A 26173-nucleotide genomic window follows, 5' to 3' on the forward strand; every position below is an offset into this window, starting at 1 on the left:
TTCTATTAAATTTTTAAATTAATTTTTGCGGCTTACAATAAAAGTCGCAAAGTCGGACAAACTTTGTGTATTGTAAGGCAAAGTGTCTAAAGCTTGAAGTGCTTGTTGATATAAGTTTTCAGCTTTTTCTTGCGCACCTGTTAAACCGAGCAATGCAGGATAGGTACTTTTATTAGCCGCTAGGTCTGAGCCAGCAGGCTTGCCTAGCTCTTCTTCTGTTGATGTAATATCAATTATATCGTCTCGAACTTGGTAAGCTAAGCCGACAAGCTTTGCATAAAGTGCTAACTGCTCTTTATCATATGCGGTGGCATTGTTACTACATTCTGCCGCCATTTTTACTGCTGCTTCTAATAACGCACCCGTTTTTAATGAGTGTAAATGTTCTAACTCAGCTAATGAAATTGCTTTGTCTGTTCCTGATAAATCAAGCGCCTGACCGCCACACATTCCTTGATAACCTGATGCACTTACTAAATAACGTAATAAGTTTATACGTTTGTTATCTACGGCTGCTGAAAAATCGTGATTCGCAATAATATCAAATGCTAATGTTTGTAAACTATCACCAGCGAGGATAGCCGTTGCTTCATCAAACGCTTTATGACAGGTTAATTGGCCACGACGCAAATCATCATCATCCATGGCTGGTAAATCGTCATGTAAAAGTGAATAAGCATGAATACATTCTATAGCGGCCGCAACACCATCTATATCACTTTGTTCTGCATCTAAGGTTGCGCCGGTAATATACGCCAAATAAGGTCGCATACGTTTGCCACCAATAAGCAAACCATAGCGCATAGCGTCTAAAAGTTTCTCATCGTTAATAACTAAGCTGTCGAGCTTTTTAGTTAGGTAATCGTTAATGCGTGTTTGTACATCGTCAATAAAGGCAAGTTTAGTCAAAGCTTTCAGTCTCGTTAGTATTAAATTTCTCTAATGTCGCTTGGCCATTTTTTTCGAGTAAAATATTGATTTGCTGTTCAGCACCTTTGAGCTTTTCTTGGTTATGCTGACTCAAATGTAAACCACGTTCAAACAACGTCATAGATTCTTCGAGGTTTAGATCGCCTTGTTCTAAATTTTGCACAATTACTTCTAATTCTACTAATGATTCTTCGAAGCTTAGATTTTCTATTTTCTTTTTGGCCATGGGCATTTTTTAGCGTGATATGAACTCTAGGCGCAAACTTACCTTAGCTGGGGCGCTGGGTCAATTAATGATGAATTTAAGACAATATTGCAAATACTCACAATATCTACTTAAGTTATTGACAGTATGGACGATAATAGAGCTATAACTAAGACTATAAGTATTCGCGTAAGACCTATTCATCAGGTATTATCAAACAAGAAATACCATTTGGTAAAAATATAGTTAAGAAACTTTTCGGAGGCATTTGTGGATTTAGCAACGTTAATAGGCATAGTCGGTGCAATAGGCTTACTGATTATGGCAATGTTACTCGCTGGTGACATTGGCATGTTTATGGATGCTCAGTCGGTGATCATCGTATTTGGTGGTTCAATTTTTGTTGTTTTATCAAATTATAACTTAGGTCAGTTTTTCGGTATTGGAAAAATTATCGGCAAATCTTTTATGTTTAAGCTGGAATCACCTGAAGAGCTAATTGAAAAATCAGTTGAAATGGCTGATGCGGCACGAAAAGGTGGTTTTTTGGCATTAGAAGAAGCTGAAATATCGAACGCTTTTATGCAAAAAGGTGTTGATATGTTGGTTGATGGCCACGATGCAGATGTAGTTCGAGCTACGATGCAAAAAGATATCGACCTAACGACCGAACGACATGAAACCGGCTCTAATATGATGATGGCATTAGCCGATGTTGCTCCTGCAATGGGTATGATAGGTACTTTAATTGGTTTAGTTGCCATGTTATCGAATATGGATGATCCTAAAGCCATTGGACCAGCGATGGCGGTAGCGCTTTTAACTACTTTATATGGCGCATTTTTAGCTAACGTTATTGCGATACCGATTGCTGCCAAGTTGAAGTTACGTTTAGCGGAAGAAAAAATGAACCAAGAATTAGTACTAGATGCTGTTCTAGGTATTCAAGATGGTCAAAATCCGCGAGTTATTGAAGGTTTATTAAAAAATTACCTTGCTGAAGGTAAGCGTGCTGTTAATACCACTGAAGAATAGCAGGAGTTAATTATGGCCGATAAATGTAAATGTCCACCTCCTGGGTTACCGGCATGGATGGGCACATTTGCTGATTTAATGTCGCTGCTGATGTGTTTTTTCGTGTTGCTTTTGTCATTTTCAGAAATGGACGTTTTAAAGTTTAAGCAAATTGCTGGCTCGATGAAGTTTGCCTTTGGTGTGCAAAACAAAATTGAAGTAAAAGATATTCCTAAGGGCACGAGCATAATCGCGCAAGAATTTCGACCAGGCAAGCCGGAACCAACACCGATTGAAGTTATTCAACAGCAAACCATGGAAATGACGCAACAAATGTTGGAATTTCAGGCGGGTGATGAAACTGAAGCGGGCGGTAGACAAGAGCAACGTGGTGCTGAACGTGGTGGGCAATCACAAAGCACGGCAGATGCAATGTCGCAAGAGGCTATTCAGCAGGCAAAAGATGCAATAGAGCAAGCATCACAAGAAGAAGTGAATGAACTTGTGAAGAAAATAGCCGAGCAACTAGAGCAACAAATTCAAGACGGTGCTATTGAGTTGGAGTCGTTAGGTCAACAAGTGATTATTCGTATTCGCGAAAATGGCTCATTTCCATCGGGCTCTGCGTTTCTACAGCCACAGTTTAAGCCTATTATGCGAGAAATTGGCCTGTTATTAAATACTGTTCCAGGTGAGATAATGATTTCAGGTAATACTGATAACCAAGGTATAAGCTCTGAACTCTTTACGTCAAATTGGGATTTATCAAGTAAACGTGCGGTCGCTATTGCGCATGAAATCATTAAAGTACCGGGTTTTGATCAATCGAGGTTACTTGTTGTAGGTCATGCCGACACTCGGCCTTTAGTGCCTAACACTACTCGATTAAATCGACGATTAAACCGACGTGTTGAAATTGCCATTAATCAAGGTAAAGCAAAAGAAACTGACCCAATATCTATTCGATAGTTATTCGATAGTAATGTTAAATAACATTAGCTATTAATCTTTATGCCAAGGAGCACAAAAAGTGTGCTCCTTTTTTATACCCAAAGCCCAATAATACTCATTTAAAGCCCTAACTATTTATCTATATTGAGCTTTTATTTCACTAACATTTGTCAACTACGCCATGTGCTGAACTTTTGCAAATTACAGTCGATCGGGTATATAATGCGCGCCATTCTAAGTGTGGGTATTATTGTTAATGAAATTTATTGTTAAATTACAGGCTGAAATTACGATTAAAAGCCGTCCGGTACGAAAGCGTTTTACTAAGATTTTAGAGTCGAGTGTGAAAAACGTTTTACGTCGTGTTGATGACCAAGTAACAACACGCATGAACTGGGATAACATCGAAGTTAACACTGCTAATAATACGCCAGAAAATCGCTTAAAATTAATCGATACACTAAAGTCGATCCCTGGCATTCCAATGTTTCTTGAAGTGCAACAAACGAACTTTACTGATTTGCATGATATTTATGAAAAAACAGCAGCGGTACATGCAAAAAACATTGAAAATAAAACTTTCTGTGTACGTGTAAAACGAACAGGCAAACACGAGTTTAACTCGATAAAAGCTGAACAATATGTCGGCGGCGGTTTAAACCAACTTGTAGAGTCGGCGAGTGTAAAACTATCAAAGCCTGATTTCACCGTACACCTTGAAATTAAAAATGAAAATTTATTTATCGTTACCGAACGCCATAAAGGTATGGGCGGTTTTCCTATCGCTACCCAAGAAGATGTGTTGTCTTTGATGTCGGGTGGTTTTGATTCTGGTGTTGCCAGTTATCAAATGATCAAAAAAGGTGCTCGTACACATTATTGTTTCTTTAACTTAGGTGGTGCAGCGCACGAAGTTGGTGTTAAACAAGTAAGTTACTACTTATGGAATAAATTTGGCGCGTCGCATCGTGTTAAGTTTTTTGCCGTTGATTTCGAACCTGTAGTAGAAGAAATATTAGAAAATATTGAAAATGGTTTAATGGGCGTTGTGCTTAAGCGCATGATGATGCGTGCTGCAGAAAAAATTGCCAACAAAATGGGCATTCAAGCATTAGTGACAGGCGAGGCCGTTGGGCAAGTATCGAGCCAAACACTGACTAACTTAAATGTTATTGACCGTGTTACCGAAACCTTAATTCTTAGACCATTAGCGGCTTACGATAAACAAGATATTATTGATATTGCCCGTAAAATTGGTACGGAAGATTTTGCCAAAACTATTCCTGAATATTGTGGTGTTATTTCTAAAAAACCGACAGTTAAAGCGGTTTTATCTAAAGTAGAAGCGGAAGAAGCTAATTTTGATTTTTCAATTTTAGACAAAGTCATTGAAGACGCGCGTATTTATGATATTCGTGATATTGGTAAAGAAAGCGAAGAAGAAATTCATGCGGTAGACACGCTTGATAATATTCCTGACAACGCTATAGTGCTCGACATTCGCAGCCCTGAAGAAGAAGATGAAAACCCTTTAGCGCTAGATGATGTAGAAATATTGCATATACCATTTTACAAGTTATCAACGCAATTTGGTGACTTAGACAAATCTAAAGACTACTTATTATATTGCGACCAAGGTGTTATGAGTAAACTACAAGCGCTATATTTATTAGGCGCAGGTTTTACTAATGTAAAAGTTTATCGCCCTTAAGTTTTCAAGTTAACGCAACGCATAACGAAAAATTAAAACCCTTAAATAACAATTTAAGGGTTTTTTTATACTTGCTATTTACCGATCACTTCATTATTTCTAGTGCTTTAATTTGTTGTAGCAGTTTTTCATTTTCAGGCACCAAAAATGCCATTTTATTCGCAACAGCGACAACGTAGCCATTAATATAGTCAACTTCAGTTTTTCGTTTTTGCAAAATATCGCTGCGCATTGATGAGCTATTTCTCGCTGTTTTTTCTGCGACAGTGAGTATTTTTTTTAGCAAGTCATCAAATGTAAACCTTATGTTTTCAAAGGCGGCAACCGCTATAATTTCGTGAATTAATGCTGCTATTTGTCTTTGAAACTTATCATTGAGTAATTCACCATTATCAACGTTTTCTAATGCTGTTATGGGGTTAATCACACAATTAATGGCTAACTTAAGCCATTGTTTTTCTTTTATGGCATCGCTAGAGGTTACCGTTGGCAAGCTATTATTGAATACCGTCGTTATTTCATTAAGCGCCGAGTTTGAAATATTGCCATATATAAGCCCTAAGTCACTTTGTCCCAAGCCAGTATGTTGTGCATGAAAAGGGTGCTTTATTTTACAGCCATGTGTTGTTAGTAGCGCTAAACAGGTGTGCTTTAGGGTAGAAAAATCATTGAAGGCACCTAAGCCATTATGACAAAAAACTATCACGGCATTGGTAGGTATTTTATTTTTTAACGCTTCAATAGCAGCATTGACTTGGTATGACTTTACACACAGTAATATTACGTCAGCTTTAGCAAACGCTATTTCATCCGCTACATTTAATGCAAAGCGGCCATACAGTTGCTCAATATCAGTAAATTCGTAATATGTAGGCGCTGAGGAAATACTAGAAGAGCAGCTTAAACTAACCCGGTTATCTGTAGATTGAACTAAATGATGATACCAGAGAAGCCCAATAGCACCTTGGCCAATAACAACAATATTCATTAACCTGATCTTTGACTAGAGCGATTACGGTACATAAGAATTGACCATCGAATAATAGCAAACAAGCCAATACCGATTAAATCAGCAATAAAGTCACTGACTTGTGCACTACGAAAGCCTAAGTAATATTGCCCTAACTCAGTTAGTACACCATAAAATGCCACGGTTAGCATGGTATTTAATAGTGGTAATTTCAATATGCTATGTAGTACCCAAGTTAAACAAAAAAAGCTAATAATATGGCCAATAGAATCAATTTCGGCACTGCGAAAAGCTATTCGTCTGAAATCGGCTGAGCTAAAGTAAAGGCAGAAGAACAGTATAACGATAATAGCGAGAATGGATAAATGATAGCGACTTTTCATTGAGGTGTTAGTCATTTAACTTTAAAAATTAGATAAGATTCATCATATCAGGGCTAAGCACCGAAAACTATCACTGTTCAACCACACAAAATAAATTACTTTTATTAAACTTAATTTATAGCAAAGATCGTCAATGGAATTAAATTTAATTAATTGATAATATATCACTAATTTTTTTAGCTAGAGAACTATCATGCCTTCAATGGATATTGTTTCCGAAATTAATTTGGAAGAAGTAAAAAACGCGACTGACAATTCTACTCGTGAACTTGCGACACGTTACGATTTTCGTGGTGTTGCAGCAAGCTTTGAATGGAAAAGCCCAAAAGTAACCATGAAAGGTGATTCAGAGCAACGCTTAAAGCAAATGGCTGATGTATTGCGCGGGCAATTGGTTAAACGCAATGTTGATGCAAAAGCATTAACCTTAGAAAAAATGGAAAGCTCAGGTCGAAACTTTAGCCAAGTAGCAACTTTTAAAGAAGGTATTGAGCAACCGGTTGCTAAAAAAGTAGTTAAATTGATCAAAGACAGTAAGTTAAAAGTGCAAGCGTCAATTCAAGGTGAGCAAGTTCGAGTTGCCGGAAAAAAACGTGACGACCTGCAAGCTGTAATGCAGTTATTAAGAGAGACTGAGTTAGAGCAATCTTTTCAATTTAATAACTTTAAAGACTAACTCGCCTACGATTTAGTGCAGTTCATTATTATAACGAAAAGAGGCTTCGGTCTCTTTTTTTTTGCTTAACATTTAAGATCAAAAACTTTCCGTATTATTCTGTGAAGTATCACCGATGATTTGACTGTAATTTAACCAGTAATGAATTCTTTACGGAGTAAATGTTCATTAAAAGTACTTTTGAGGTGATTTTTGCCAATAAACGCTGTTTTTTTCTTAATAGAAAAAGTAAATTAACTTATTCAATAATAATAATGATGATTTTAAATGGCTGCTTCTAGAGGTGCGTTCAGTTCTCGTATAGGTTTTATTATGGCTGCTGCGGGTTCTGCCGTAGGGTTAGGTAATATATGGGGTTTTCCAACACAAACAGCAAGTAACGGCGGTGCCGCATTTGTTCTGGTTTATTTGGTGCTGGCATTTTGTCTAGCGTATCCTGCTTTTATGGCTGAGTTGCTCATTGGCCGATATGGCCAAGCGAACGCGGTAACGTCACTACAAAAAATATCGCGAAATATTTTCCATAAACGTTTTGCCTTTATTGTCGGCTTTGGCGGTATTATATGTGCAGCAATAATTTTAAGCTTTTATGGTATTTTAGCTGGTTGGATGATGTCATTTGCAATTGAGCCTGTTACTTCATTATTAGGCTTTAATGAAACATCAAGCTGGCTAACATCACAATCTATAGCGCGTAATTTGATTTTTACCGCGTTATTTATGCTACTGACTATATCTATCATTCGCCGTGGTGTTGAGCAAGGAATTGAGAAATGGTCAAAGCGCTTAATGCCGATGTTAATCGGCTTACTAATTTTATTAATTTTTTATGTTTTTACTTTGGAAGGCTCAAGCGAAGGTTTTTCAGCGTATTTAAATCCTGATATTTCACGAGTATTTGAACCTGATTTATTAATAAGCGCACTAGGACAGGCTTTCTTTTCATTGTCGTTAGGTACCAGCGTGATGGTAATTTACGGCTCATATATTTCCAAAAAAGAAAATCTAGTGTCACTTGGCGCGCAAGTTACCTTAATTGATGTTTCAATCGCCTTTTTAGCTGGCTTATTAATTATCCCATCTATGTATGTTGCACAGGCACAAGGTGTTGCTATTTTTGATGCGAATGGTGGATTAATATCTGGACCTAATTTAGTGTTTGATGTGTTACCAACTTTATTTGAAGGTATGGGAGCTATAGGGTTATTTGTTGGTTTTGGCTTCTTTGTTTTAATGTCTATTGCCGCATTAACTTCTAGTATTTCAATGTTAGAAGGACCGGTTTCTTTTGTCGTAGAGCGACACAAGGTTGAACGTAAGAAAGCGACTACTTTTATTGGTTTAGGTATCTTTATTTTAAGCACCTTAATTGTTTTAAATTTTGATACTTTGTTTGGTTTGGCGATTTCAATTTCGACTGTTTATGGTCAACCATTAATTGCGATGTTGTGTTGTGTGTTTGTCGGATGGATTTGGTTTAGAAACGACATTTTAACTGAATTAAAGCAAGGTAATGATATGGTTGAACACTCCTTATTTTGGAAAATTTGGCCTTGGTATACTAAATTTGTTTGTCCAACGGCTATCGGCATTGTTTTCTGGCATTCATTATAAAATTAGTTTGTTTGAAATAGGTTATTAATTGAAAGTTTGCCACTAATAACAAACAAGTTTAAATAGCAAAAGAGAGCTTAAATGCTCTCTTTTTTTATAATAAAATTTAATTATTTCAATGTGCCTTATATCTTAGGCCAACTAATATTCCAGGGGGGAGTTATCTTACTGATAGTCTCTTTTGTACTGTCACAAGTGAAATAGTCACCTGTGTTGGGGGCAATACAATACTGAAACTGTTCATTATTTAAACTAAATTTTAAAGCAAAAGCGTGTAAATAACCGCGATCTGATTTTTTACCTGTACTGTAAAGTGGGTCGCCTAAAATTGGTACGCCTATGCTGTTCAATGCCACTCTAATTTGATGGGTTTTTCCCGAATGAGGTTTAATTAAATAAAGCCTTTGTTTTGGTATATTCGCGAAAGATAGAAACTGACTTATTGCAGGATTATTCATGCTCCTTAATAGCTTCCACATACCTCTGCGACTTTTTTCCATATCGCCCTTTATTAAGCCTTGTTTTTTTTTCGGCTTACCTTCAGCAATAGCAAGATAATATTTTTCAACTTGATGCTGTTCAAACATCTGCTGAAAAGCTCTGGCTGTTGTACTATTTTTTGCAACAATAATAAGTCCTGAGGTCATTTTATCTAATCGATGAACAGGATAAAGTTCGGTAAGTAAAAGCTGACGCTTGAGCTGGGCTTTTATTGTCGAGAAAAAACCACTGCCGATCAGGTCTTCATCATGAAAGCCCATGCCCTGAGGCTTGTTAATAATAAGGAAGTCAGCTTGGTTATCTATAATGGTTAATCGGTGCTCTGTCATTAAAAGCTCAAACCGATAAGAATATAAATAAATAAGGTTAAAACCCCACCAAATAACGCGTAAGGTAATTGTGTTTTTACATGTTCAAAGTGATCACAACCACTGGCAATTGACGCTACCACGGTAGTGTCTGAAATAGGTGATGCATGGTCGCCAAATATACCACCGCCTAGCACAGCAGCAACTAAAAACTCAATTGGCAAACCACTTTGCTGCGCAATAGGTACAGCGATAGGAATAAGTATTGCAAACGTGCCCCATGATGTGCCCGTTGCAAAAGCCATAACCGCTGCAGCAATGAACAGAATTGGCGCTATTAAATATAAAGGTACTTCAACATTTATTAATTGGCTAACATAAACGCCAGTACCTAATGCCTTTATTGCATCGCCAAATGCAAATGAAAGCACTAAAATTGCCACGGCTGGCGACATGTACTTAATGCCGGTAATCATAGTTTTAAATACTACCGAAAGTGACATTAACTTATTGCGCATAATTAATATAACTAAAAGCGCGAGGGCGATAACTTCTGACCAAAATACAGAAAAAGCACCTGAGCCTCGACGAATATCACCGTTACCGGTAAACCACAGGAAAATAAAGGTACCAATAAGTAGTGTTAACATCGGAATCCACATGATATGCGCGGGGGCAACATGCTCAACTGTCGTTTTTTGTTCATCTTTAATTACAGATTCTGCGTGTTTTAATGGTCCAAAAACTCGCCCACTAAATGCAGTGTAATAAGCAAGAACTACGGCAATAATCGCGTAGAAGTTATAGCCAATAGTACCAATTAAAATACCGACAGGGTCATTAAATGAATAACCATCTAACAAACCCAAAACATAAGCACCCCAACCATTAATTAAAAATAAAATACTGATTGGAGCACAGGTTGAATCAATTAGATAAGCTAACCTAGCTCGGCTAAGACGATGTTGATCAAATAGTTTTTGACTCGCCATCCCTGCGGTAAACATACTTAAATTGGTATCGGTAAATATAGTAGTACCAATAACGGTAGGTAAAATACTGGCTTGTCGACTATTTTTAACCAAATTTAGCGAAGCAAGATGATTAATAAAGCCGTTCACCGCGCCCGATTGATTCATTAATGTAACTAAAGCCCCAATCAATAAACTGAAACTAATAATGTAAACGTTACCTACCGATGAGAAAACACCGCCAATACCAAAAACTGTTTCGGTTAACCCATTTATAGGATTGCCATTTACGACCATTAAATAACAAAGCATTACGCCACAGAGCAGGGCAAAAAGTGCATTTCTTCGCCAGATAGCAATAACAATAGCAACTAAGGGAGGAAGTAAACTGAAAGCGCTGTCTTGCATATCTTGCATAGTAAACCTTTATTATTATTTTAGAATTTGGGTGTGCAGACGATTATAACGTAAAAAATTAATATTTATGATAACTTTAGTGGATGTATATGTAATATGAAACACCATGGTTAACTGCGCATAGCAGCTGCCGTTAATATAAAATAAAACATCAAGCTATTGCAGAACAATCAATATTTTCATATTTATGCAATAACATGCTGTAACAGTCGGTCTACATTTTTATGTTAATATTAAAGTGTTTTGTTTTGGTTTGTGCTTTTGCATAAATAGACAATAATAAATCATTGTAGGCATTGAAAAATTGATTTTTCACCCTTAAATAGTTGGTTACTCACTGGCGTTTCGCATCAGGAATTATTTTGACTTTATCATTAAACGAATATATCTCGGCTTTCTCTCAATTTGAGCACTTATCCAGTTTTAGCCAATTTGGTCGAGGCATAGAACGCGAAGCACTACGAGTGCTGCCACAAGGGCGTTTATCTGATCGCGAACACAGTGTACTTATCGGCTCTGCTTTAACACACCCGAATATAACTACCGATTATTCAGAAACCTTGCTTGAATTTATTACGCCTGTTAGCCAAGTACCTGAAATGGCAATCGCACAGCTAGAAGATGTACAAAAATTCACCTTAAGCCAACTTGACGGTGAATTGTTATGGCCAATGAGTATGCCATGTTTTGTTGAAGACGATGACAAAATACCTTTAGCGCAGTTTGGAAAATCCAATATTGGTAAAATGAAAACGGTTTATCGACAAGGATTGAAAAACCGTTATGGCAGTATGATGCAAGTTATTTCGGGTATTCATTTTAATTTTTCTTTTCCACGTAGCTTCTTTCAGTCGATGCAAACGATAGAAAAAAACACTGATAACCTTGATGACTATATTTCTGATAAATATTTTTCCTTGCTCAGAAACTATAAACGATTTTGTTGGTTGATTCCCTATTTGTATGGCAGTTCACCTGCTATTTGCAGCTCCTTTTTAAAGAACAAACCGACCGACTTACCGTTTAAAAAGTCTGAAAAAGGCTACATGTACCTTGAGCATGCAACGTCATTAAGAATGAGTGACTTAGGTTATACTAATAGCGAACAATCATCGTTACAAATTTGCTATAACAATTTATCGGGGTATTTAGATGGTGTGAAAAACGCGATTAACTTACCGTCGAAGAAATTCGAGAAAATTGGCATTAAAGTAGACGGTAAATACCAACAGCTAAATAGTAACGTATTACAAATTGAAAACGAGTTATACGCACCAGTACGCCCAAAGTGTGTTGCTAAACCAGGTGAAAAACCATCTGAAGCGTTAAAAAATCGAGGCGTAGAATACATAGAAGTGCGAGCGCTTGATGTTAACCCCGATTCGGCAACAGGTATCAGCGTTGAACAAATTCGATTCTTAGATATTTTCCTGACGTTCTGTATGTTAGAAAATAGCCCTACTTTGAGCTGTAACGAACAGGGGATCTGTGAGGAAAATATGGATGAAGTTGTTGTGCGAGGCCGTGACCCACAATTATTGTTACGTGATGGTGAGCAAGATAAATCAGTACAACAATGGGGCGGTGAGCTATTTGCTAAAATGACTAAAGTTGCAGATCTACTAGATGAAGCGAATCAAAGTAAACGCTATATGAATGCACTTAATTGTGAAGCCGAAAAAATAACTCACTCGAAACTAACCCCATCGGCAAAAATATTATCTGCCATTGTTGATGAAAATCAATCATTAACGAAAATGGCATTAGCGAAAGCAACAAACTACCGCCAACAGCTATTAGCCAATGACTACCAAGCGTTTAATGCACAATATTTTAGCGACACAGTGGCTACCTCATTGCAAAAACAGTTGGAAATAGAACAAAGTGACAAGGTAGATTTTGACACTTTTCTTCAAGATTACTTTGCTTAAATAATGTATCGCTAATTTAGGCAATACATTCACTTTAAAGATCAAGAATATATTTTTTCAAATTTTAGGCAAAAAAATAGCGCGTTAAGGTAACGCGCTGTAAATAATAAGAAAGCAGTCCAGGGAGGTTTAGCTTTCATAAGTTAGGACCACTGGAATTCTCAATAGTTCACTTATCGTTCAATTAAAATTTATTGTTAATTATCGCTTTTATTTTCTAATAGATGCTTATACAGAAAGCTGTTAATTAAAGCGCACCTATCTATACCTATCTATACCTAACTCTTGGTTATCTAATAACAAGCCAGATATTACCCGTTATCAATCTACTTAAGGAAAAGTTTTATTTTACTCGCCATGCTAGATTTAGCGTATAGAAGAAATAACATTGAAAATATTTAAATTAACTCAAATGAGTTAGTTTAATTTAATAAAATAAGACTGATTATATAAATATATTTAAACTTATCTTTAAACACTTAAAGAATAAAAGTGAAATATATGATGACTTTAACCTGAAAACCTTGAAATATTCTGGCATGATATTGTTAACTCAACTCTAAGTGTCAGCATTCATGACTTTTTTCAAAACATTATTTATTTCTGCTTTAGCTTGTATAACTTTATCGAGTTGTGCAACTAGCCCGCCCAAAAATCCTGAAAACCTTTGTGAAATATTTCGTGAACACCGAGGTTGGTACTTCGCTGCAAAAGACATGCGTGAGCGTTGGGGAGTTCCTATCCATGTTCCTATGAGTATGATGTATCAAGAAAGCTCATTTAAAGCCGGTGCTTTGCCTCCAAGAGACTATCTGTTGGGGTTTATTCCTTGGGGCCGTGTAAGCACGGCTTATGGTTATTCACAGGCAAAAACCATGACTTGGGAAGATTACATCAGAGAAACAGATAATTCTGGTGCTGATCGTGATGACTTTGACGATGCCATGGATTTTATGGGGTGGTTTATTTTTAAAACTCAAAAGATTAATAAAGTATCTAAATGGGACGCCTATAGCCAATACTTAAATTATCACGAAGGCTGGGGCGGCTATAAGCGCAAAAGTTATAAGAAAAAGGCTTGGCTAGTTAAAGTGGCAAGAAAGGTTGATAATCGTGCTAAGCGTTACGGTAGCCAGCTTAAAAGCTGTGAAGAAGAATTAAATCATAGTTGGTTATGGCGCTTGTTTTTCGGTGACTAGTTAATCAAATATCAGAGGTTAACGATATTGCTTAACCTCTGAATAATTCTCATACTCCTTTGTTGTCCTAGCCTTGCTTGTGTACCCAATGTCTGCGATTTTGTGATTAAGTTCCGCTTAAACGAAAAAACTAATCGCTGAGAAAATATTGACTTAAGCTTTCCCCGAACAAACGGTTACTTGCAAGAACATGCTATTTTATTATTTCTAGTCCACTGCTTATAATCGCTCCCACACGAAGATTTGAACTGATTACATGTGGCTTCATTGCCATAAGATATCTTTTTACCTGTAATAAGTGACGTTATAGCTGTATCTAAAAAACTTTCTATTGTTGGAGGCGTTGTCGAGCAACCGGATATTAAAAGTATTAAAATACTCATTCTTACCATCACTGATAGAGTTTTCATCATTGCTGCCTATTTAGTTAAAGTTTTTAATCAAATGCATTATAAAATTGAGGCTGCTTTAGAATTGGTAGCCAAGTTGGAAGTACCAGCCATGATTGTCATCATATTCAGCATTAGTTACATGAAAAGATACGCCATAGTTTAAATCAGACGCTAATAATCCGTCTTTAAAGTATGTATAACTTATCCCTGCGCCGTAAACATCTTGTTTCTTAGTTGTATATATGTCTTGATTATAAATAGCTTCAGTTTCTTCATCTACTTTGCCGATATAAATACCAATTCCGTGCTTATCATTATCGACGTCGAATAGGTCTGTTTTAATCCATCCTAATCCAAAGCCGCATGTCGAACTATGGCTAGAACTAATTTTAGTACACCCAGCAGAAATGTATTTCATCTCATGTTGAGAAATGGAAGCGAAATTTGCACCTACACCACTATAGGCAGAGCCAAAACCAAGGCCAAGAGAGTATCGCTGCTCGCTATTTTCTTCTGCAATAGCATTTAAAGATAAAGATAAAGATAAAATTGTACTAGTGAAAATTTTCAAAATATTTACCACCTAATTCATACTTTTTAATCACGTATTTGTAGTCATTTATCAAGCTACAAATACGTGGACTATTTAGTGAACATCACCACATTGATTGCGTGGACAATTATCACCACCAGCAAACATAACATATCCTAATGTGGTTGTTTGTGAAAATTTGCCATCATTTATTCTAGCTTTTACCTTATATTCACCTGAGTAACGTGGGTTATAATTAATGTACGGCGTTTCTGTAATCACTACCTCATTTGGTGATGACGGTAAGTCAATATTGTCAAAAGTCCATGTAAAAGTAATTTGTTTATTGTTTTTGGCGGCGTAAGAATATTTCGTATCGTATGAATAATTAACATCGGCATACATAGCTTCTCCTTTTTTAACAAATGAGGGTAACGTTCTTTTGGTAATTACTGGGGGGTTCTGAACATGAATTTTAATGGTGTCACACATGGGGATAAATGCATTTTGGTCAGGTATACTGCCATCACTTGCTTCTGAGCTAATTAAACTCTCAATTCCACTCCAAAGTTTATCATTTAACCATTCGTTATTTTGGAGGTAAGGCAGATGTGGCCACTCATAAGACATATCTTCTGGCAAACTCGTCTTTGGCGCAGGTTGACCTCTACGAACCATAGTTTTAAAGTTTTTTTCAAGAACAATACTTGTTAAGTATTTGGTTCCTCTAGAATTAGGTTTATACTGAAAGTCTCGTGCGTCTCTATTACCTATTCCATCTTTTTGGAAGTCATTCACTAACACAGGGGTAGAGTAAGGCTGCCCATTTCCTTCCCAAAAAGCGTACTCACCTGTTCCATATAAGCAATCAGATGCATTAAAGTTAGGGACCTCACAGTAGTACTGTTTTTTATTTGAAATTTGTTTTTTTGTACCTAATAGTATATGTGATATGTCAGAATTTTTAATTAAATGAAAGTTTACCATACTTCCTAGTATGTCTTCTTTACCAGTATCTTGCTTTATTTTATAGCCATCTATATTTGAACAAGCAGTGAGTTTATTATCATAATTTAGGCTATCTATAGCTTGGGTAGTAAAGGTTGTGAATAAAATATTCGCAAGTAGTATTCGTTTAAACATGAGCGTCCTTTGTGTATTGATGTTTAAATAGTAAAGAAAGGAAAAAGAAACTTATGAAAGTATAAAATCCTTTTATTACTTTGATGAGCCGCGGATTATACATATATTTTTGACCTGTGCAACTAAATTCAGAGGCTCTAGCAGGGCAATATTACGAGTGTTCAAAAAAACAAGCTGAAGAACCTTGTCAGCATAATCGGTATCTAAAGCTGCTTTAAATCGCTTAGCTTTTAGCCCTTTTTTAAAACTTGTTTCTTCTCTTAATAAATTGAGTACTAAATGTCTTAATACTGACATGTTTTCTGCTACATTACCGCGCCTTACTCGGCTTAAATCTTCATTAAAACTGATATCTAGCACCCAGTGTAACTGATTCTCGATACTCCAGTGCTTTCGCACGGCTTGAGCAAAAATTTTAGCGTTTGCTTTAATTGAGCAAATGAAGTCGCGTACTTCTTTGCGGGTTTTACCATTAATATGTCGTTCTGACTCAGCCATTCCTATGCTAATTAAACCACTCCACTTCAAGGTTAAGTCTTTGATACTTAAGGTCTCACTTATCCAATATTTACGGGACTCGACTCTGCCATGACCACTATCTATTTCTTCATGATATTGGTGAGATACCTTTGAAAATTCTTTCTCATGAAATATCTCAAAAAAGTCTTTGATAGATTGGTGTAAATGCCCTTGATTACCTTTAACCGCGATCACATAGTCAGCCTCTTTCTCTTTGATTTTAGTGGCTATAGCTCTTTGACGCCCTATTGCATCAATCGTCACTATACTGTCCTTAATATCTAATAAATCGAGCAGTTGGGGTATCGCGGTAATTTCATTGGACTTTTCAGCGATCTTAATTTGCCCTAGCACAACACCGTTATTTGCAGCAAAAGCACTCACCATATGAATGGCATTTTTCTTTGATTTTTTATCATAAGATCCACGAACTGTTTTACCATCAATCGCAATAACTTCCCCCTTGGTAGCAATATGTGCTGCTTTCATCCAACTAATAAAACATTGCTGCAATTTATCAGGAGCTATCGCTGAAGTTACACGAGCGATGGTGTCATGGACTGGGATACCATTTTCAAATGAACCATATTTCTTAAGTAAGATTACTTTATGATGAGCCACTTCTTCTATAGCTTCCCAGCCATCTGCGCCACAGATAACGCTGACAACCAATGTTAATAAAATATCGTGAAGTTTATGTTCGACTTTAGACTGTTGTCTAGCATCCGGAATTGTTGAAAAATGTTCATTGAAAGCAGATAGCATAGTGACTCCTATTTATTAGAAGTCTATTTGGTCATACTTTACGCTAAAAATAAAAGTTCGTGATCTTGCCCTAGAGGATCTAGTTAAGTTCGTTAGACTGCCTTCAAGTCTATTTTTTTACTTTTAAATTCACTAAAGCATTTTGGTTTTGTTGAATTCTGCATAGTTTTTGCCAAAGTTAATAAAAATTGCACTCTTTTTCAACAGTTCAAGCGTGAATAGGGGCTAGAAAATAAGCAAGATTATTTCAAAAAATAATTTCTATTTTTTTGCAAAAATCGATTGCAAAATACAAAGCCTATTTCTTAGTGGCTTTGCTTTTGTTATCCACAGAAATTGTGGAAACTTGATCCTTAGATCTAAAGCTGTGCATAACTTTGTTATTAACTTTCGATGATGCATATTCTATCCACAAAATACAGTGAGATAGAATAAAGTTAGCTATTAATGTTGTTTTTAGGGGCGTTAGTTGCGAAGTGGTGCTAAATAAATAGCAATGTAATGACCAGCAAGTAAAGGTTTTGATCAGAACATTATTGCTGGCCAAATGCGAAAAAGCACTGCTGAATTAGGTCAACAGTGCTTCTAAAGTATAGTGTTTAGGTATTAGGATTCTGCAGCTTCACCGTCGTAAAAGTCAGGTAGAATTCTTACCGTTTTGATCATATTGTCTTTCACTTCAATTATCTCAAGTGGGTAGCCTGATATTCTAACGCTTAAGTTGGCTTCTGGAATATCCTCAAGATATTCCAATATTAGTCCGTTGATGGTTTTTGGACCATCTGTTGGGAAGCTCCAGGTCATTTCTTTGTTTACATCACGCACGGTGGCACTACCGTCGACTAAGTAGCTGCCGTCTGGCTGAATATTAACTTCGTCACTGGTGGTTGGTGTCATGGTCGTTGTAAAATCACCAACAATTTCTTCAAGTATATCTTCTAATGTTACTAAACCTTGAATATCGCCATATTCATCAACAACTAAACCAAGGCGCTCTTTTGCATGCTGAAACTTTAATAGTTGAACATTAAGTGGCGTGCCTTCAGGAATAAAGTAAATTTCTCGCACGGCACGCAACAAAGTGGCTTTAGTGAATTGCTCTTTTGAAACAAGCCTTAAAGCATCACGAACATGAACATAACCGACAACATCATCGATATTGTCACGGTATAACAACACGCGAGTATGGTTTGACTGGGTTAATTGTTTTTGAATACGTTTCCACTCATTATTTATATCAATACCAACGAGTTCATTGCGTGGGATCATAATATCTTCAACGGTAACGTTTTCTAAATCAAGAATACCTACCAGCATATCTTGATCTTTAGATTTTAATAACGCACCAGATTCATTGACCACAGTTCTCAGTTCTTCAGAGCTAAGACTGTGTTGCTCTCGCTGTTCTGAACTAATGCCTAATAAGGCTAGAATGCCATTGGTGATCCAATTAACAGCAATAACGAACGGATATAATAACTTTAGCAGTAAAGTTAGCAGCAATGAGCTAGGAAATGCGACTTTTTCAGGGTATAACGCGGCTAATGTTTTTGGTGTAATTTCAGCAAAAATTAAAATAACTAGCGTAAGTATTAAGCCCGAATAGAAAACGCCGGCATCACCATATAAACGCTGAGCAATAATACCCGTAATAAGGGTTGCGAAAATATTAACAAGGTTATTGCCAATTAAAATTAAACCGATTAATTTATCAGGTTTTGCCAGTAATTTACTGACTCGCTTAGCGCCTCGGTGATGTTGTTTTTCAAGATGTTTTAAACGATATCGATTTATCGACATCATGCCTGTTTCTGAACCAGAGAAATAGGCAGATATAAATATGAGAATGCCAAGTACGACAAACAGCATATCGGTAGAGATGTTATCCAAAATGGATCCTATATATTAATTGAAATCAGCATTACAGTAAAAGTTGAAACGTAATACAAAGGTAACTTATACGCTAAAATTTATAATAAGAGAAACTCTTTCACAAATCGGCTACCAAAATAAGCCAATGTAAGCAGAAAAGTCGCAATTAGTGTTAATGTAAGCACGCGCTGTCCTCGCCAACCTAGTTTGAAATGCCCCCATAACGTAGCAAAATAAATTACGCATGCGATCAACGATAATACTGTTTTATGAGCGTTTTCTTTCGAGATCATGCCATCAAGAAATATAAAGCCAATGATTTGGCTAAGTAGCAAACAGATACTGCCCATTAATAAAATAACAAATAGTTGTTGCTCTACCTGCATTAATGGCGGTAAATGATGAACAGCTTGGAAGTTCTTACTCTTTAGTTTTTGATTGATATAGGCAACTTGGAAGGCATAAAGCGAAGCAATCACCAGAATACAATAGGCGATAAGTGCAAGTGTAATATGACTTAGCATTGCGACTTTATCTGACACAATTTCTAGGTTACCAACCGGAGAAATAAAAATCATACTAAGTTGCCAAAGACCCGCAAAGCCATAAATACCCGGCAGCAATAAATTCACCTTAAAACGCAGTGCAACAGTTGAGATAACAAGTGTAATAATTAAACTAACAAGCGAAACAACATTAGGTAATGAAAAATTAAGGTGATTATGAGAATTTAAAAACTGAGTACTGCTTAAAACATGGAAAATAATTGCTAAAGAAGCAAAAATTAACGTAATGATAATATTCGGGCCTTTAGGATGAAACAAGCGAGATAAAATTGATATCGTCGCTACGCTATAACAAACAAAGGCAGTAAAAGCAGTGATACTTGAAAATTCCACAAAATGCTCCGAAAAAAGAAAAACTGTTATCAATTAGATTACACAGCGATTCTAGCAGAATAGCTATAAGACACCATAACTAATGCTTATTTTATATCAAGCATTTAGCTTGTTTTGCAATTGTTAAGTAGAGCCCATGCTATTTGCAGTTAGCACTCACAATACATTGTCTGATTATCAGTAGTTTATAAAAAAAATCAGGGTGATATCGTACGATATGTCAGTTTTCTACTTTCTTTAAAGCTAAGTCTTTACCTTAAAAGCATAACTTCTACTTTCGCTAATTAATTGTACGGGTATAATAGAGCTAATTTTTTGCGCAAAGTTAATATTTGAGTCATTTATGTTTGAAAATCTTTCCGATCGTTTAACGAAAACACTAAAAAATATCAGTGGCCGTGGTCGCTTAACTGAAGACAATATAAAAGAAACTTTACGCGAAGTGCGCATGGCATTATTAGAAGCCGATGTTGCATTACCGGTTATTCGCGAGTTTATTGCTAAAGTAAAAGAAAGTGCGGTTGGGCAAGATGTTTCAAAAAGCCTAACGCCAGGACAAGTTTTTGTAAAAATTGTCCAAAAAGAGCTTGAAGCAGCAATGGGTGAAGTTAATGAAGCACTTGACTTAAAAGCCACTCCACCAGCTGTAGTACTAATGGCTGGCTTACAAGGTGCTGGTAAAACTACCTCGGTTGCAAAATTAGCGAAGTTTTTAACTGAACGCGAAAAGAAAAAAGTACTTGTGGTGAGTGCTGATGTATATCGTCCTGCCGCAATTAAACAGCTTGAAACATTAGCAAACGAGATTAACGTTGGCTTTTTCCCAAGTGACATTAAACAAAAGCCAATTGATATTGCTAATGCGGCTATTGACCACGCCAAGAAAAATTTCTTTGATGTGTTAATTGTTGATACTGCCGGTCGTTTGCATATCGACGGCGATATGATGGCTGAAATCCAAGAACTACATTCAGCAATCAAACCGATTGAAACATTATTTACCGTTGACGCAATGACAGGTCAAGATGCGGCAAATACGGCGAAAGCATTTAACGATGCGTTACCATTAACCGGCGTTATTTTAACGAAAACTGATGGTGATGCACGCGGTGGTGCTGCGCTATCTATTCGTCATATTACCGGTAAGCCTATCAAGTTTATGGGGGTTGGCGAAAAAATTGAAGCGTTAGAGCCTTTCCATCCAGACCGTATTGCTTCGCGTATATTGGGTATGGGCGATGTACTTTCTTTAATTGAAGAAGTAGAGCAAAAAGTTGATCGTAAACAAGCTGAAAAACTAGCTAAAAAAGTTAAAAGCGGCAAAGGCTTTGATTTAGAAGATTTTCGTGACCAACTTGTGCAAATGAAAAGCATGGGCGGCATGATGGGCTTAATGGACAAGTTACCAGGAATGGGAAATATGTCTGAACAAGTTAAAGGTCAAATGGATGACAAAGTAACCATACGTATGGAAGCTATGATCAACTCTATGACTCCAGCAGAACGTCAACGACCAGAAATCATTAAAGGCTCGCGCAAGCGTCGTATTGCTGCTGGTTCAGGTACGCAAATACAAGACGTAAATAAGTTATTAAAACAATTTACGCAAATGCAAAAAATGATGAAGAAAATGTCTGGCAAAGGTGGCATGCAAAAAATGATGCGCTCAATGAAGGGCATGATGCCGCCAGGTGGTGGCATGGGTGGCGGCGGTATGTTTGGCCGTTAACAACCCGTATTGAACTTAATATTGATAGATAGAAGGTAGCGAATAGCTACCTTTTTGCTTTCTGTTGTTTGATTTTTTGAGAAATACCAGTATATCTTGGTTTTAAATAATTAAACGAAAGTTACTTTTATACCAATTGAAATAAATAATCGATCATTTTAAGGCGGTTTAAATCGTCAATAACTTATTCCATTTGGTATTAGCTGACTTTCTTAAACCCCAAATAATATTTCAATGCGTTAATGTTTTTTCTATTCACTATTCTGTCACCTAGAGCAGTTAGCATTGAACCGCACACCACTAAACCTGCTCCAATATAAGCAAGAATATTTAAATGCTGGGCTTGGAAGTTTGTAGGCCAAATTAACTCTGCGATAGTTGCAAAAATTACCGTCAGTAGCGGGGTAACGGCCAATGTCGCGCTTACTTTTGCCGTGGGTAAGTATTCTAATGATTTAGCAAAAGTGCCATAAGCAATAAGCGTGTTTGCACAGCAAAATAATAACAGCAGCAAAGCGGTGTTATCTAATGTGGCTATTTGTAGCGGACTTGCTAACGGTAAAAAGAATACGGCGCTTAATAAATAGATACACCACATAATTTGATTTGAGCTGTAGTAACCCAACAGTTGTTTTTGAATAATAGCATAAGCTGCCCACGTTACTGCCGCGCCAAATATAATCACAAACCCCAGTAAAAAGTCACTGTTATCAAGGCCTACATTATTAATAAATTGTTGATTAAAAAATAATACTAAACCTGAAACTAATACCAAGGAGCCAAGCATTTGTCCTCGACTGAAATGTTCTTTTAATATCAGAACACTGCCAAGTAACATGAAAAAAGGCGCCATTTGTATCAGCATTTGTGCGGTTTCAGCCGGAATATAATGCAATGAAATCAAATAGAGAATGTAGTTTAAGCTCAGTAATATGGCGGCAAATAAAAGTTGCTTCATTCTACTGGGGCTTTTCAAAGCAGAGTTGGGGATTTTATTTTTTACAGATAATAATATGCCAACGAAGAAAGCCGCGAACAAGAAGCGATACCAAGTAATGGTATAAGCATCCATTAAAAGCAAAACAGACTTTAGCGCTAGGGGCAAAATTCCCCACATTATTGCTGTGACCATAGCTAGCGTTAATCCTTTTGCACTATTGTTGACGAGTTTGGTCATTTTTATCCAGCCAGAAAGGTAAGTTAAGCGTAAGTGAAGTTGCGCTCGATTATTATATTATTGAGGGCAGAATTATAGCGCTAATAATACTAATAACGTTACTGATTTGCGAAATAATTAATCAATCACGCGCTTTAGGTTGCTTTATCAGCAGGAAAGCGTAAAATACGCGAGCTTTTCTGTCGCTGAGGCGATAGAAATGTCTGGAAAATTCGTTTTAACACTTAAATTATATAGAGGACGATATGGTTACCATTCGTTTAGCTCGTGGCGGCGCAAAGAAGCGTCCATTCTATCAGGTTGTTGTTGCAGATAGCCGTAACTCTCGCGATGGTCGTTTCATCGAGAAAGTTGGTTTCTTCAACCCTACAGCGCAAGGTCAAGCGGAAAAATTACGTTTAGACCTAGACCGTGTCAACCATTGGGTTGGTCAAGGTGCAACTGTATCTGATCGTGTGGCCAAATTAGTTAAAGATGCTCAAAAAGCAGCTTAATTAACTTTGGTAGGTTTTAGGAGTTTGTTGTGGAAGTAATAGGTAAAGATGTCACTTTAGGTAAAGTAGGCGCAGTCTACGGTATCAAAGGTTGGTTGAAGATTCATTCATTCACAGATGACCAAGAAGCCATACTAGACTATTTTCCTTGGTCTTTAAAATTAGGAAATAAAGTTCAATCAGTAGAAATTACCGATTGGCGTAAACATAACAATGGTCTTGTTGTTAAAGTTGCAGGTATTGATGATCGTGACATAGCTCAAAAGCTTGTTGGCTCTGAAATATTTGTTAGCGAAGACGCGTTATCAGACTTGCCTGAGGGTGAGTTTTATTGGCGTGATCTTATCGGCATGACAGTAGTTACTGACAAAGGTTACGACCTAGGTCAGGTTTCCGACATAATGGAAACGGGCGCTAACGATGTACTGGTTGTAAAGGCTAACTTGAAAGATGGCTTCGGGAAAAAAGAAAGGTTAATTCCTTACTTAATGGACCAAGTTATACTTTCAGTGAGCACTGAAAATAAACAAATTTGTGTTGACTGGGACCCAGGTTTCTAACTTGAGTAATAGTGTATCAACAGACATGCTTAGCAATAAGAAACTGTGGATAGGGGTGATAAGCCTTTTTCCCGACATGTTTGACGCAATTACTGAGTATGGGGTGACAGGCCGAGCGATTCGTAATGGCTTAATTGAGTTTCACAAGTGGAACCCAAGAGACTTTACTCATGATAAACATCGCACTGTGGACGACCGACCTTACGGCGGCGGACCAGGCATGCTTATGATGGTACAACCATTACGAGATGCTATTCAAGCTGCAAGAAAAGCTGCAGATGAAAATAGCAGCCCAGAGCTTATTAAAGCAAAGGGTAAAGCAAAGGTTATTTATTTGTCGCCGCAAGGACGGAAATTGGACCAAGCTGGTGTACGCGAATTAGCACAACATGACCGACTGATATTTATAGCAGGACGTTATGAAGGCATAGACGAACGATTAATTGAGTCAGAAATTGACGAAGAATGGTCGGTCGGTGATTACGTATTAAGTGGTGGGGAATTACCTGCTATGAACGTAATTGATGCCGTAGCACGCTTTGTGCCCGGAGTATTAGGACATCAACAATCAGCTGAGCAGGATTCATTTTCTGACGGTTTATTAGATTGTCCACATTACACTAGGCCAGAAGTTATGGACGTTTCAGATAACGAAACTAAGTCTGTTCCTAAAGTGCTATTAAGTGGTAATCACGAACATATAAGGCAATGGCGCCAATATCAGTCTTTAGAAAGAACATGGACTAGAAGACCAGAACTATTAACTAACCTAGCTCTGACAGCAGAGCAGCAGAAAATGTTAACAGCCATAAAAGCTGATATCAAAAATGCTACTGATGACTGTGAACCCTAGGAAGAAGGTATTATGAGTAATATTATTAAGCAGCTTGAAGCTGAGCAAATGAAAAAAGATGTACCAGCGTATAGCCCAGGCGATACAGTTGTTGTACAAGTAAAAGTTACAGAAGGTGATAAATCACGTCTTCAAGCATTTGAAGGTGTTGTAATTGCTATTAAAAACCGCGGCATCAATTCTGCATTCACTGTTCGTAAAATCTCTAACGGTGTTGGTGTAGAGCGTGTATTCCAGACACATAGCCCAATCGTTGATTCAATTGAAATCAAACGTCGCGGTGATGTGCGTCAAGCTAAACTTTACTACCTTCGTGAGCGTTCAGGTAAATCTGCACGTATCAAAGAGAAATTGGCAAAAAGATAATTACGCTTTTGTAAGCTTAATTTCTGCTAGTTTTTTAGTAAAGAAAGATGATGCGAAAAACCTGCTTGGGAAACCAAGCAGGTTTTTTTGTGTGTTTTATTTGCTAAGTAACCTTAAATAATGAAATTGGTATAACTTAATCAATCAGCATGATATAAATTTTTTTGCCTATAGTCGGTAATGAACGCATGTAAGTTGCAGATTTTACAAGCAGAAAAGTCACTTCCTATTGCAAGTGTAACTAAATGTGTGTAAATTCGTAACCGAAATGTTAACAGGTAGCGAGTTTATTAACGTTTCTATGTTTATATAGATGAATTAATAACAAAAATAAAAATATTCGAGGAAGAAAACTCATGCGCAGTATCCTTTTTATCAAGTTACTATTTGTAACGGGCTTATTCTCATTAAACGCCTCCGCCTCATTAATTGAACGAGACTATTTAGGTGTTACAGGCGGTGTTACTTATGACACCGAGAGCCAATTAGAATGGCTTGATCTATCATTCACTCGAACCATGGATTTCAATGAATATCAAGATTACCTTTTGTCATTAAATGATGAATGGAACTTTGCAAGTAGTGACTTAGTAGCAAATTTATTTAGCAACTTTGATTTAAATGACGAAGTTAATGATGACTTCGGCACTGCCAAAGTAGGAAATGGTTATCATTATTACAGCTCACCTGAAAGTGCATTTATTAATGTGGTTAATAGTTTAGTTATATTGGGTGAATCGATGAGTGAAGGCTCAAACTTCTTTGGTGTTAAGGGTTTCACTAGCGATAATGTAGGCAATGGTTATGAGCAATATATGGCTTACTACAGTAACAGCCAGAGTATTGGGGTGGTAGCACTTGCAGATTATGTTAGAGCGCCAACAGGTAAAGGCATACAATCATTTTTTACATATCGTCAAAGTAACGCAATGCCTGTAAGCAACGTTAATGGACCTAGTTTGCCTGCTACTGCAGTACCCGAGCCTGCTACTTTAGGTTTATTTGCTATGTTACTGTCTTTTATGGTCTTTCGTCGAATTAAACGTTAACCAAAACTTTACTTTATAGCCTCAATTGTTCAATTGAGGCAT

Annotated in this window: 25 protein-coding genes; 13 read left to right on the forward strand and 12 right to left on the reverse strand. The window is 36.9% G+C overall.

The window, feature by feature from the left end:
• Positions 1-18: 18 nt before the first annotated feature.
• Both ispA and xseB read right to left on the reverse strand, forming a co-directional pair.
• Positions 19-909, reverse strand: coding sequence for a (2E,6E)-farnesyl diphosphate synthase (gene ispA / locus B6A32_RS03485; RefSeq protein ID WP_143327863.1), 891 nt, complete (start codon positions 907-909; stop codon positions 19-21).
• Positions 902-1156, reverse strand: a complete 255-nt coding sequence (gene xseB, locus B6A32_RS03490) for an exodeoxyribonuclease VII small subunit (RefSeq protein WP_085301543.1) — start codon at positions 1154-1156, stop codon at positions 902-904. The genes ispA and xseB overlap by 8 nt, the downstream gene beginning before the upstream one ends.
• A gap of 249 nt (positions 1157-1405) precedes the next feature.
• On the opposite strand from xseB, the gene pomA reads away from it, so the two are divergent.
• The 3 genes from pomA to thiI all read left to right on the forward strand — a co-directional run bounded on the left by pomA (position 1406) and on the right by thiI (position 4811).
• Positions 1406-2170, forward strand: coding sequence for a flagellar motor protein PomA (gene pomA, locus B6A32_RS03495; RefSeq protein WP_085301315.1), 765 nt, complete (start codon positions 1406-1408; stop codon positions 2168-2170).
• 12 nt (positions 2171-2182) lie between these two features.
• Positions 2183-3118, forward strand: a complete 936-nt coding sequence (locus B6A32_RS03500) for a flagellar motor protein MotB (protein ID WP_085301316.1) — start codon at positions 2183-2185, stop codon at positions 3116-3118.
• Between the two features lie 238 nt (positions 3119-3356).
• Entirely contained in the window at positions 3357-4811 is a 1455-nt protein-coding gene (gene thiI / locus B6A32_RS03505; RefSeq protein WP_085301317.1) for a tRNA uracil 4-sulfurtransferase ThiI, read from the forward strand.
• 85 nt (positions 4812-4896) lie between these two features.
• On the opposite strand, the gene B6A32_RS03510 is transcribed toward thiI, so the two are convergent.
• Positions 4897-5799 (reverse strand): ketopantoate reductase family protein, encoded by a 903-nt coding sequence (locus B6A32_RS03510; RefSeq protein ID WP_085301318.1) that lies wholly within the window; start codon positions 5797-5799, stop codon positions 4897-4899.
• Positions 5799-6179, reverse strand: a complete 381-nt coding sequence (locus B6A32_RS03515) for a VanZ family protein (RefSeq protein WP_085301319.1) — start codon at positions 6177-6179, stop codon at positions 5799-5801. Before B6A32_RS03515 ends, B6A32_RS03510 begins: the two co-directional genes overlap by 1 nt.
• Positions 6180-6357: 178 nt before the next feature.
• On the opposite strand from B6A32_RS03515, the gene B6A32_RS03520 reads away from it, so the two are divergent.
• A complete protein-coding gene (locus tag B6A32_RS03520; RefSeq protein ID WP_085301320.1) occupies positions 6358-6840 on the forward strand; it encodes a YajQ family cyclic di-GMP-binding protein in 483 nt (160 codons plus the stop codon).
• Between the two features lie 267 nt (positions 6841-7107).
• On the forward strand, positions 7108-8454 hold the full coding sequence (locus B6A32_RS03525; protein ID WP_085301321.1) for a sodium-dependent transporter: 1347 nt from the start codon (positions 7108-7110) through the stop codon (positions 8452-8454).
• A gap of 125 nt (positions 8455-8579) precedes the next feature.
• Here B6A32_RS03525 and B6A32_RS03530 read toward each other — a convergent pair whose 3' ends face one another.
• The gene (locus B6A32_RS03530) at positions 8580-9284 is read right to left on the reverse strand and encodes a TIGR01621 family pseudouridine synthase (protein WP_085301322.1); all 705 of its coding nucleotides are present in this window, start codon (positions 9282-9284) and stop codon (positions 8580-8582) included.
• Entirely contained in the window at positions 9284-10651 is a 1368-nt protein-coding gene (locus tag B6A32_RS03535; RefSeq protein ID WP_233131307.1) for a Na+/H+ antiporter NhaC family protein, read from the reverse strand. The genes B6A32_RS03530 and B6A32_RS03535 overlap by 1 nt, the downstream gene beginning before the upstream one ends.
• 362 nt (positions 10652-11013) lie before the next feature.
• On the opposite strand from B6A32_RS03535, the gene gshA reads away from it, so the two are divergent.
• Both gshA and B6A32_RS03545 read left to right on the forward strand, forming a co-directional pair.
• Positions 11014-12582, forward strand: coding sequence for a glutamate--cysteine ligase (gene gshA, locus B6A32_RS03540; protein ID WP_101685881.1), 1569 nt, complete (start codon positions 11014-11016; stop codon positions 12580-12582).
• A gap of 575 nt (positions 12583-13157) precedes the next feature.
• Positions 13158-13781, forward strand: coding sequence for a transglycosylase SLT domain-containing protein (locus B6A32_RS03545; protein WP_085301323.1), 624 nt, complete (start codon positions 13158-13160; stop codon positions 13779-13781).
• 468 nt (positions 13782-14249) lie between these two features.
• On the opposite strand, the gene B6A32_RS03550 is transcribed toward B6A32_RS03545, so the two are convergent.
• The 5 genes from B6A32_RS03550 to B6A32_RS03570 form a co-directional block, all read right to left on the reverse strand.
• Positions 14250-14744, reverse strand: coding sequence for a hypothetical protein (locus tag B6A32_RS03550; RefSeq protein ID WP_233131308.1), 495 nt, complete (start codon positions 14742-14744; stop codon positions 14250-14252).
• Positions 14745-14819: 75 nt separating this feature from the next.
• Positions 14820-15848: a hypothetical protein gene (locus tag B6A32_RS03555; RefSeq protein ID WP_085301324.1), complete on the reverse strand. Its 1029-nt coding sequence runs from the start codon at positions 15846-15848 to the stop codon at positions 14820-14822.
• Between the two features lie 75 nt (positions 15849-15923).
• Complete coding sequence (locus B6A32_RS03560; protein ID WP_233131309.1) at positions 15924-17132, reverse strand: ISAs1 family transposase; 1209 nt, start codon at positions 17130-17132, stop codon at positions 15924-15926.
• Positions 17133-17738: 606 nt separating this feature from the next.
• Positions 17739-19022: an HlyC/CorC family transporter gene (locus B6A32_RS03565; protein ID WP_085301325.1), complete on the reverse strand. Its 1284-nt coding sequence runs from the start codon at positions 19020-19022 to the stop codon at positions 17739-17741.
• Between the two features lie 80 nt (positions 19023-19102).
• Positions 19103-19903: a cytochrome C assembly family protein gene (locus B6A32_RS03570; protein ID WP_085301326.1), complete on the reverse strand. Its 801-nt coding sequence runs from the start codon at positions 19901-19903 to the stop codon at positions 19103-19105.
• 343 nt (positions 19904-20246) lie between these two features.
• Here B6A32_RS03570 and ffh point away from each other — a divergent pair, with 343 nt between their 5' ends.
• Complete coding sequence (gene ffh / locus B6A32_RS03575; protein ID WP_085301327.1) at positions 20247-21632, forward strand: signal recognition particle protein; 1386 nt, start codon at positions 20247-20249, stop codon at positions 21630-21632.
• Between the two features lie 199 nt (positions 21633-21831).
• Here ffh and B6A32_RS03580 read toward each other — a convergent pair whose 3' ends face one another.
• Positions 21832-22809 carry a DMT family transporter gene (locus B6A32_RS03580; protein ID WP_085301328.1) on the reverse strand — a complete coding sequence of 326 codons (978 nt, stop codon included), beginning with the start codon at positions 22807-22809 and terminating at the stop codon, positions 21832-21834.
• A 245-nt stretch (positions 22810-23054) separates the two neighbouring features.
• Between B6A32_RS03580 and rpsP the strand changes: the two genes are divergently transcribed.
• The 5 genes from rpsP to B6A32_RS03605 all read left to right on the forward strand — a co-directional run bounded on the left by rpsP (position 23055) and on the right by B6A32_RS03605 (position 26131).
• On the forward strand, positions 23055-23303 hold the full coding sequence (rpsP, locus tag B6A32_RS03585; RefSeq protein WP_077286254.1) for a 30S ribosomal protein S16: 249 nt from the start codon (positions 23055-23057) through the stop codon (positions 23301-23303).
• Between the two features lie 29 nt (positions 23304-23332).
• Entirely contained in the window at positions 23333-23863 is a 531-nt protein-coding gene (gene rimM / locus B6A32_RS03590; protein ID WP_408607653.1) for a ribosome maturation factor RimM, read from the forward strand.
• Positions 23864-23906: 43 nt separating this feature from the next.
• Positions 23907-24716: a tRNA (guanosine(37)-N1)-methyltransferase TrmD gene (trmD, locus tag B6A32_RS03595; protein WP_085301548.1), complete on the forward strand. Its 810-nt coding sequence runs from the start codon at positions 23907-23909 to the stop codon at positions 24714-24716.
• Between the two features lie 12 nt (positions 24717-24728).
• Entirely contained in the window at positions 24729-25082 is a 354-nt protein-coding gene (rplS, locus tag B6A32_RS03600) for a 50S ribosomal protein L19 (RefSeq protein ID WP_085301329.1), read from the forward strand.
• A gap of 356 nt (positions 25083-25438) precedes the next feature.
• The gene (locus B6A32_RS03605) at positions 25439-26131 is read left to right on the forward strand and encodes a PEP-CTERM sorting domain-containing protein (protein WP_085301330.1); all 693 of its coding nucleotides are present in this window, start codon (positions 25439-25441) and stop codon (positions 26129-26131) included.
• Positions 26132-26173 lie beyond the last annotated feature (42 nt).

It is taken from the genome of Colwellia polaris, assembly GCF_002104515.1.
In the GTDB taxonomy this organism is placed as follows: Bacteria; Pseudomonadota; Gammaproteobacteria; order Enterobacterales; family Alteromonadaceae; genus Cognaticolwellia; species Cognaticolwellia polaris.

What these genes read in the sequence shown, in the direction of transcription:
- xseB (WP_085301543.1), bottom strand. Translation starts at nt 1,156, where the DNA reads ATGGCCAAAAAGAAAATAGAAAATCTAAGCTTCGAAGAATCATTAGTA.
- rplS (WP_085301329.1), top strand. Translation starts at nt 24,729, where the DNA reads ATGAGTAATATTATTAAGCAGCTTGAAGCTGAGCAAATGAAAAAAGAT.
- thiI (WP_085301317.1), top strand. Translation starts at nt 3,357, where the DNA reads ATGAAATTTATTGTTAAATTACAGGCTGAAATTACGATTAAAAGCCGT.
- B6A32_RS03515 (WP_085301319.1), bottom strand. Translation starts at nt 6,179, where the DNA reads ATGACTAACACCTCAATGAAAAGTCGCTATCATTTATCCATTCTCGCT.
- B6A32_RS03535 (WP_233131307.1), bottom strand. Translation starts at nt 10,651, where the DNA reads ATGCAAGATATGCAAGACAGCGCTTTCAGTTTACTTCCTCCCTTAGTT.
- B6A32_RS03520 (WP_085301320.1), top strand. Translation starts at nt 6,358, where the DNA reads ATGCCTTCAATGGATATTGTTTCCGAAATTAATTTGGAAGAAGTAAAA.
- rpsP (WP_077286254.1), top strand. Translation starts at nt 23,055, where the DNA reads ATGGTTACCATTCGTTTAGCTCGTGGCGGCGCAAAGAAGCGTCCATTC.
- B6A32_RS03525 (WP_085301321.1), top strand. Translation starts at nt 7,108, where the DNA reads ATGGCTGCTTCTAGAGGTGCGTTCAGTTCTCGTATAGGTTTTATTATG.
- B6A32_RS03545 (WP_085301323.1), top strand. Translation starts at nt 13,158, where the DNA reads ATGACTTTTTTCAAAACATTATTTATTTCTGCTTTAGCTTGTATAACT.
- B6A32_RS03580 (WP_085301328.1), bottom strand. Translation starts at nt 22,809, where the DNA reads ATGACCAAACTCGTCAACAATAGTGCAAAAGGATTAACGCTAGCTATG.
- B6A32_RS03530 (WP_085301322.1), bottom strand. Translation starts at nt 9,284, where the DNA reads ATGACAGAGCACCGATTAACCATTATAGATAACCAAGCTGACTTCCTT.
- B6A32_RS03555 (WP_085301324.1), bottom strand. Translation starts at nt 15,848, where the DNA reads ATGTTTAAACGAATACTACTTGCGAATATTTTATTCACAACCTTTACT.
- B6A32_RS03605 (WP_085301330.1), top strand. Translation starts at nt 25,439, where the DNA reads ATGCGCAGTATCCTTTTTATCAAGTTACTATTTGTAACGGGCTTATTC.
- ffh (WP_085301327.1), top strand. Translation starts at nt 20,247, where the DNA reads ATGTTTGAAAATCTTTCCGATCGTTTAACGAAAACACTAAAAAATATC.
- B6A32_RS03560 (WP_233131309.1), bottom strand. Translation starts at nt 17,132, where the DNA reads ATGCTATCTGCTTTCAATGAACATTTTTCAACAATTCCGGATGCTAGA.
- B6A32_RS03500 (WP_085301316.1), top strand. Translation starts at nt 2,183, where the DNA reads ATGGCCGATAAATGTAAATGTCCACCTCCTGGGTTACCGGCATGGATG.
- B6A32_RS03510 (WP_085301318.1), bottom strand. Translation starts at nt 5,799, where the DNA reads ATGAATATTGTTGTTATTGGCCAAGGTGCTATTGGGCTTCTCTGGTAT.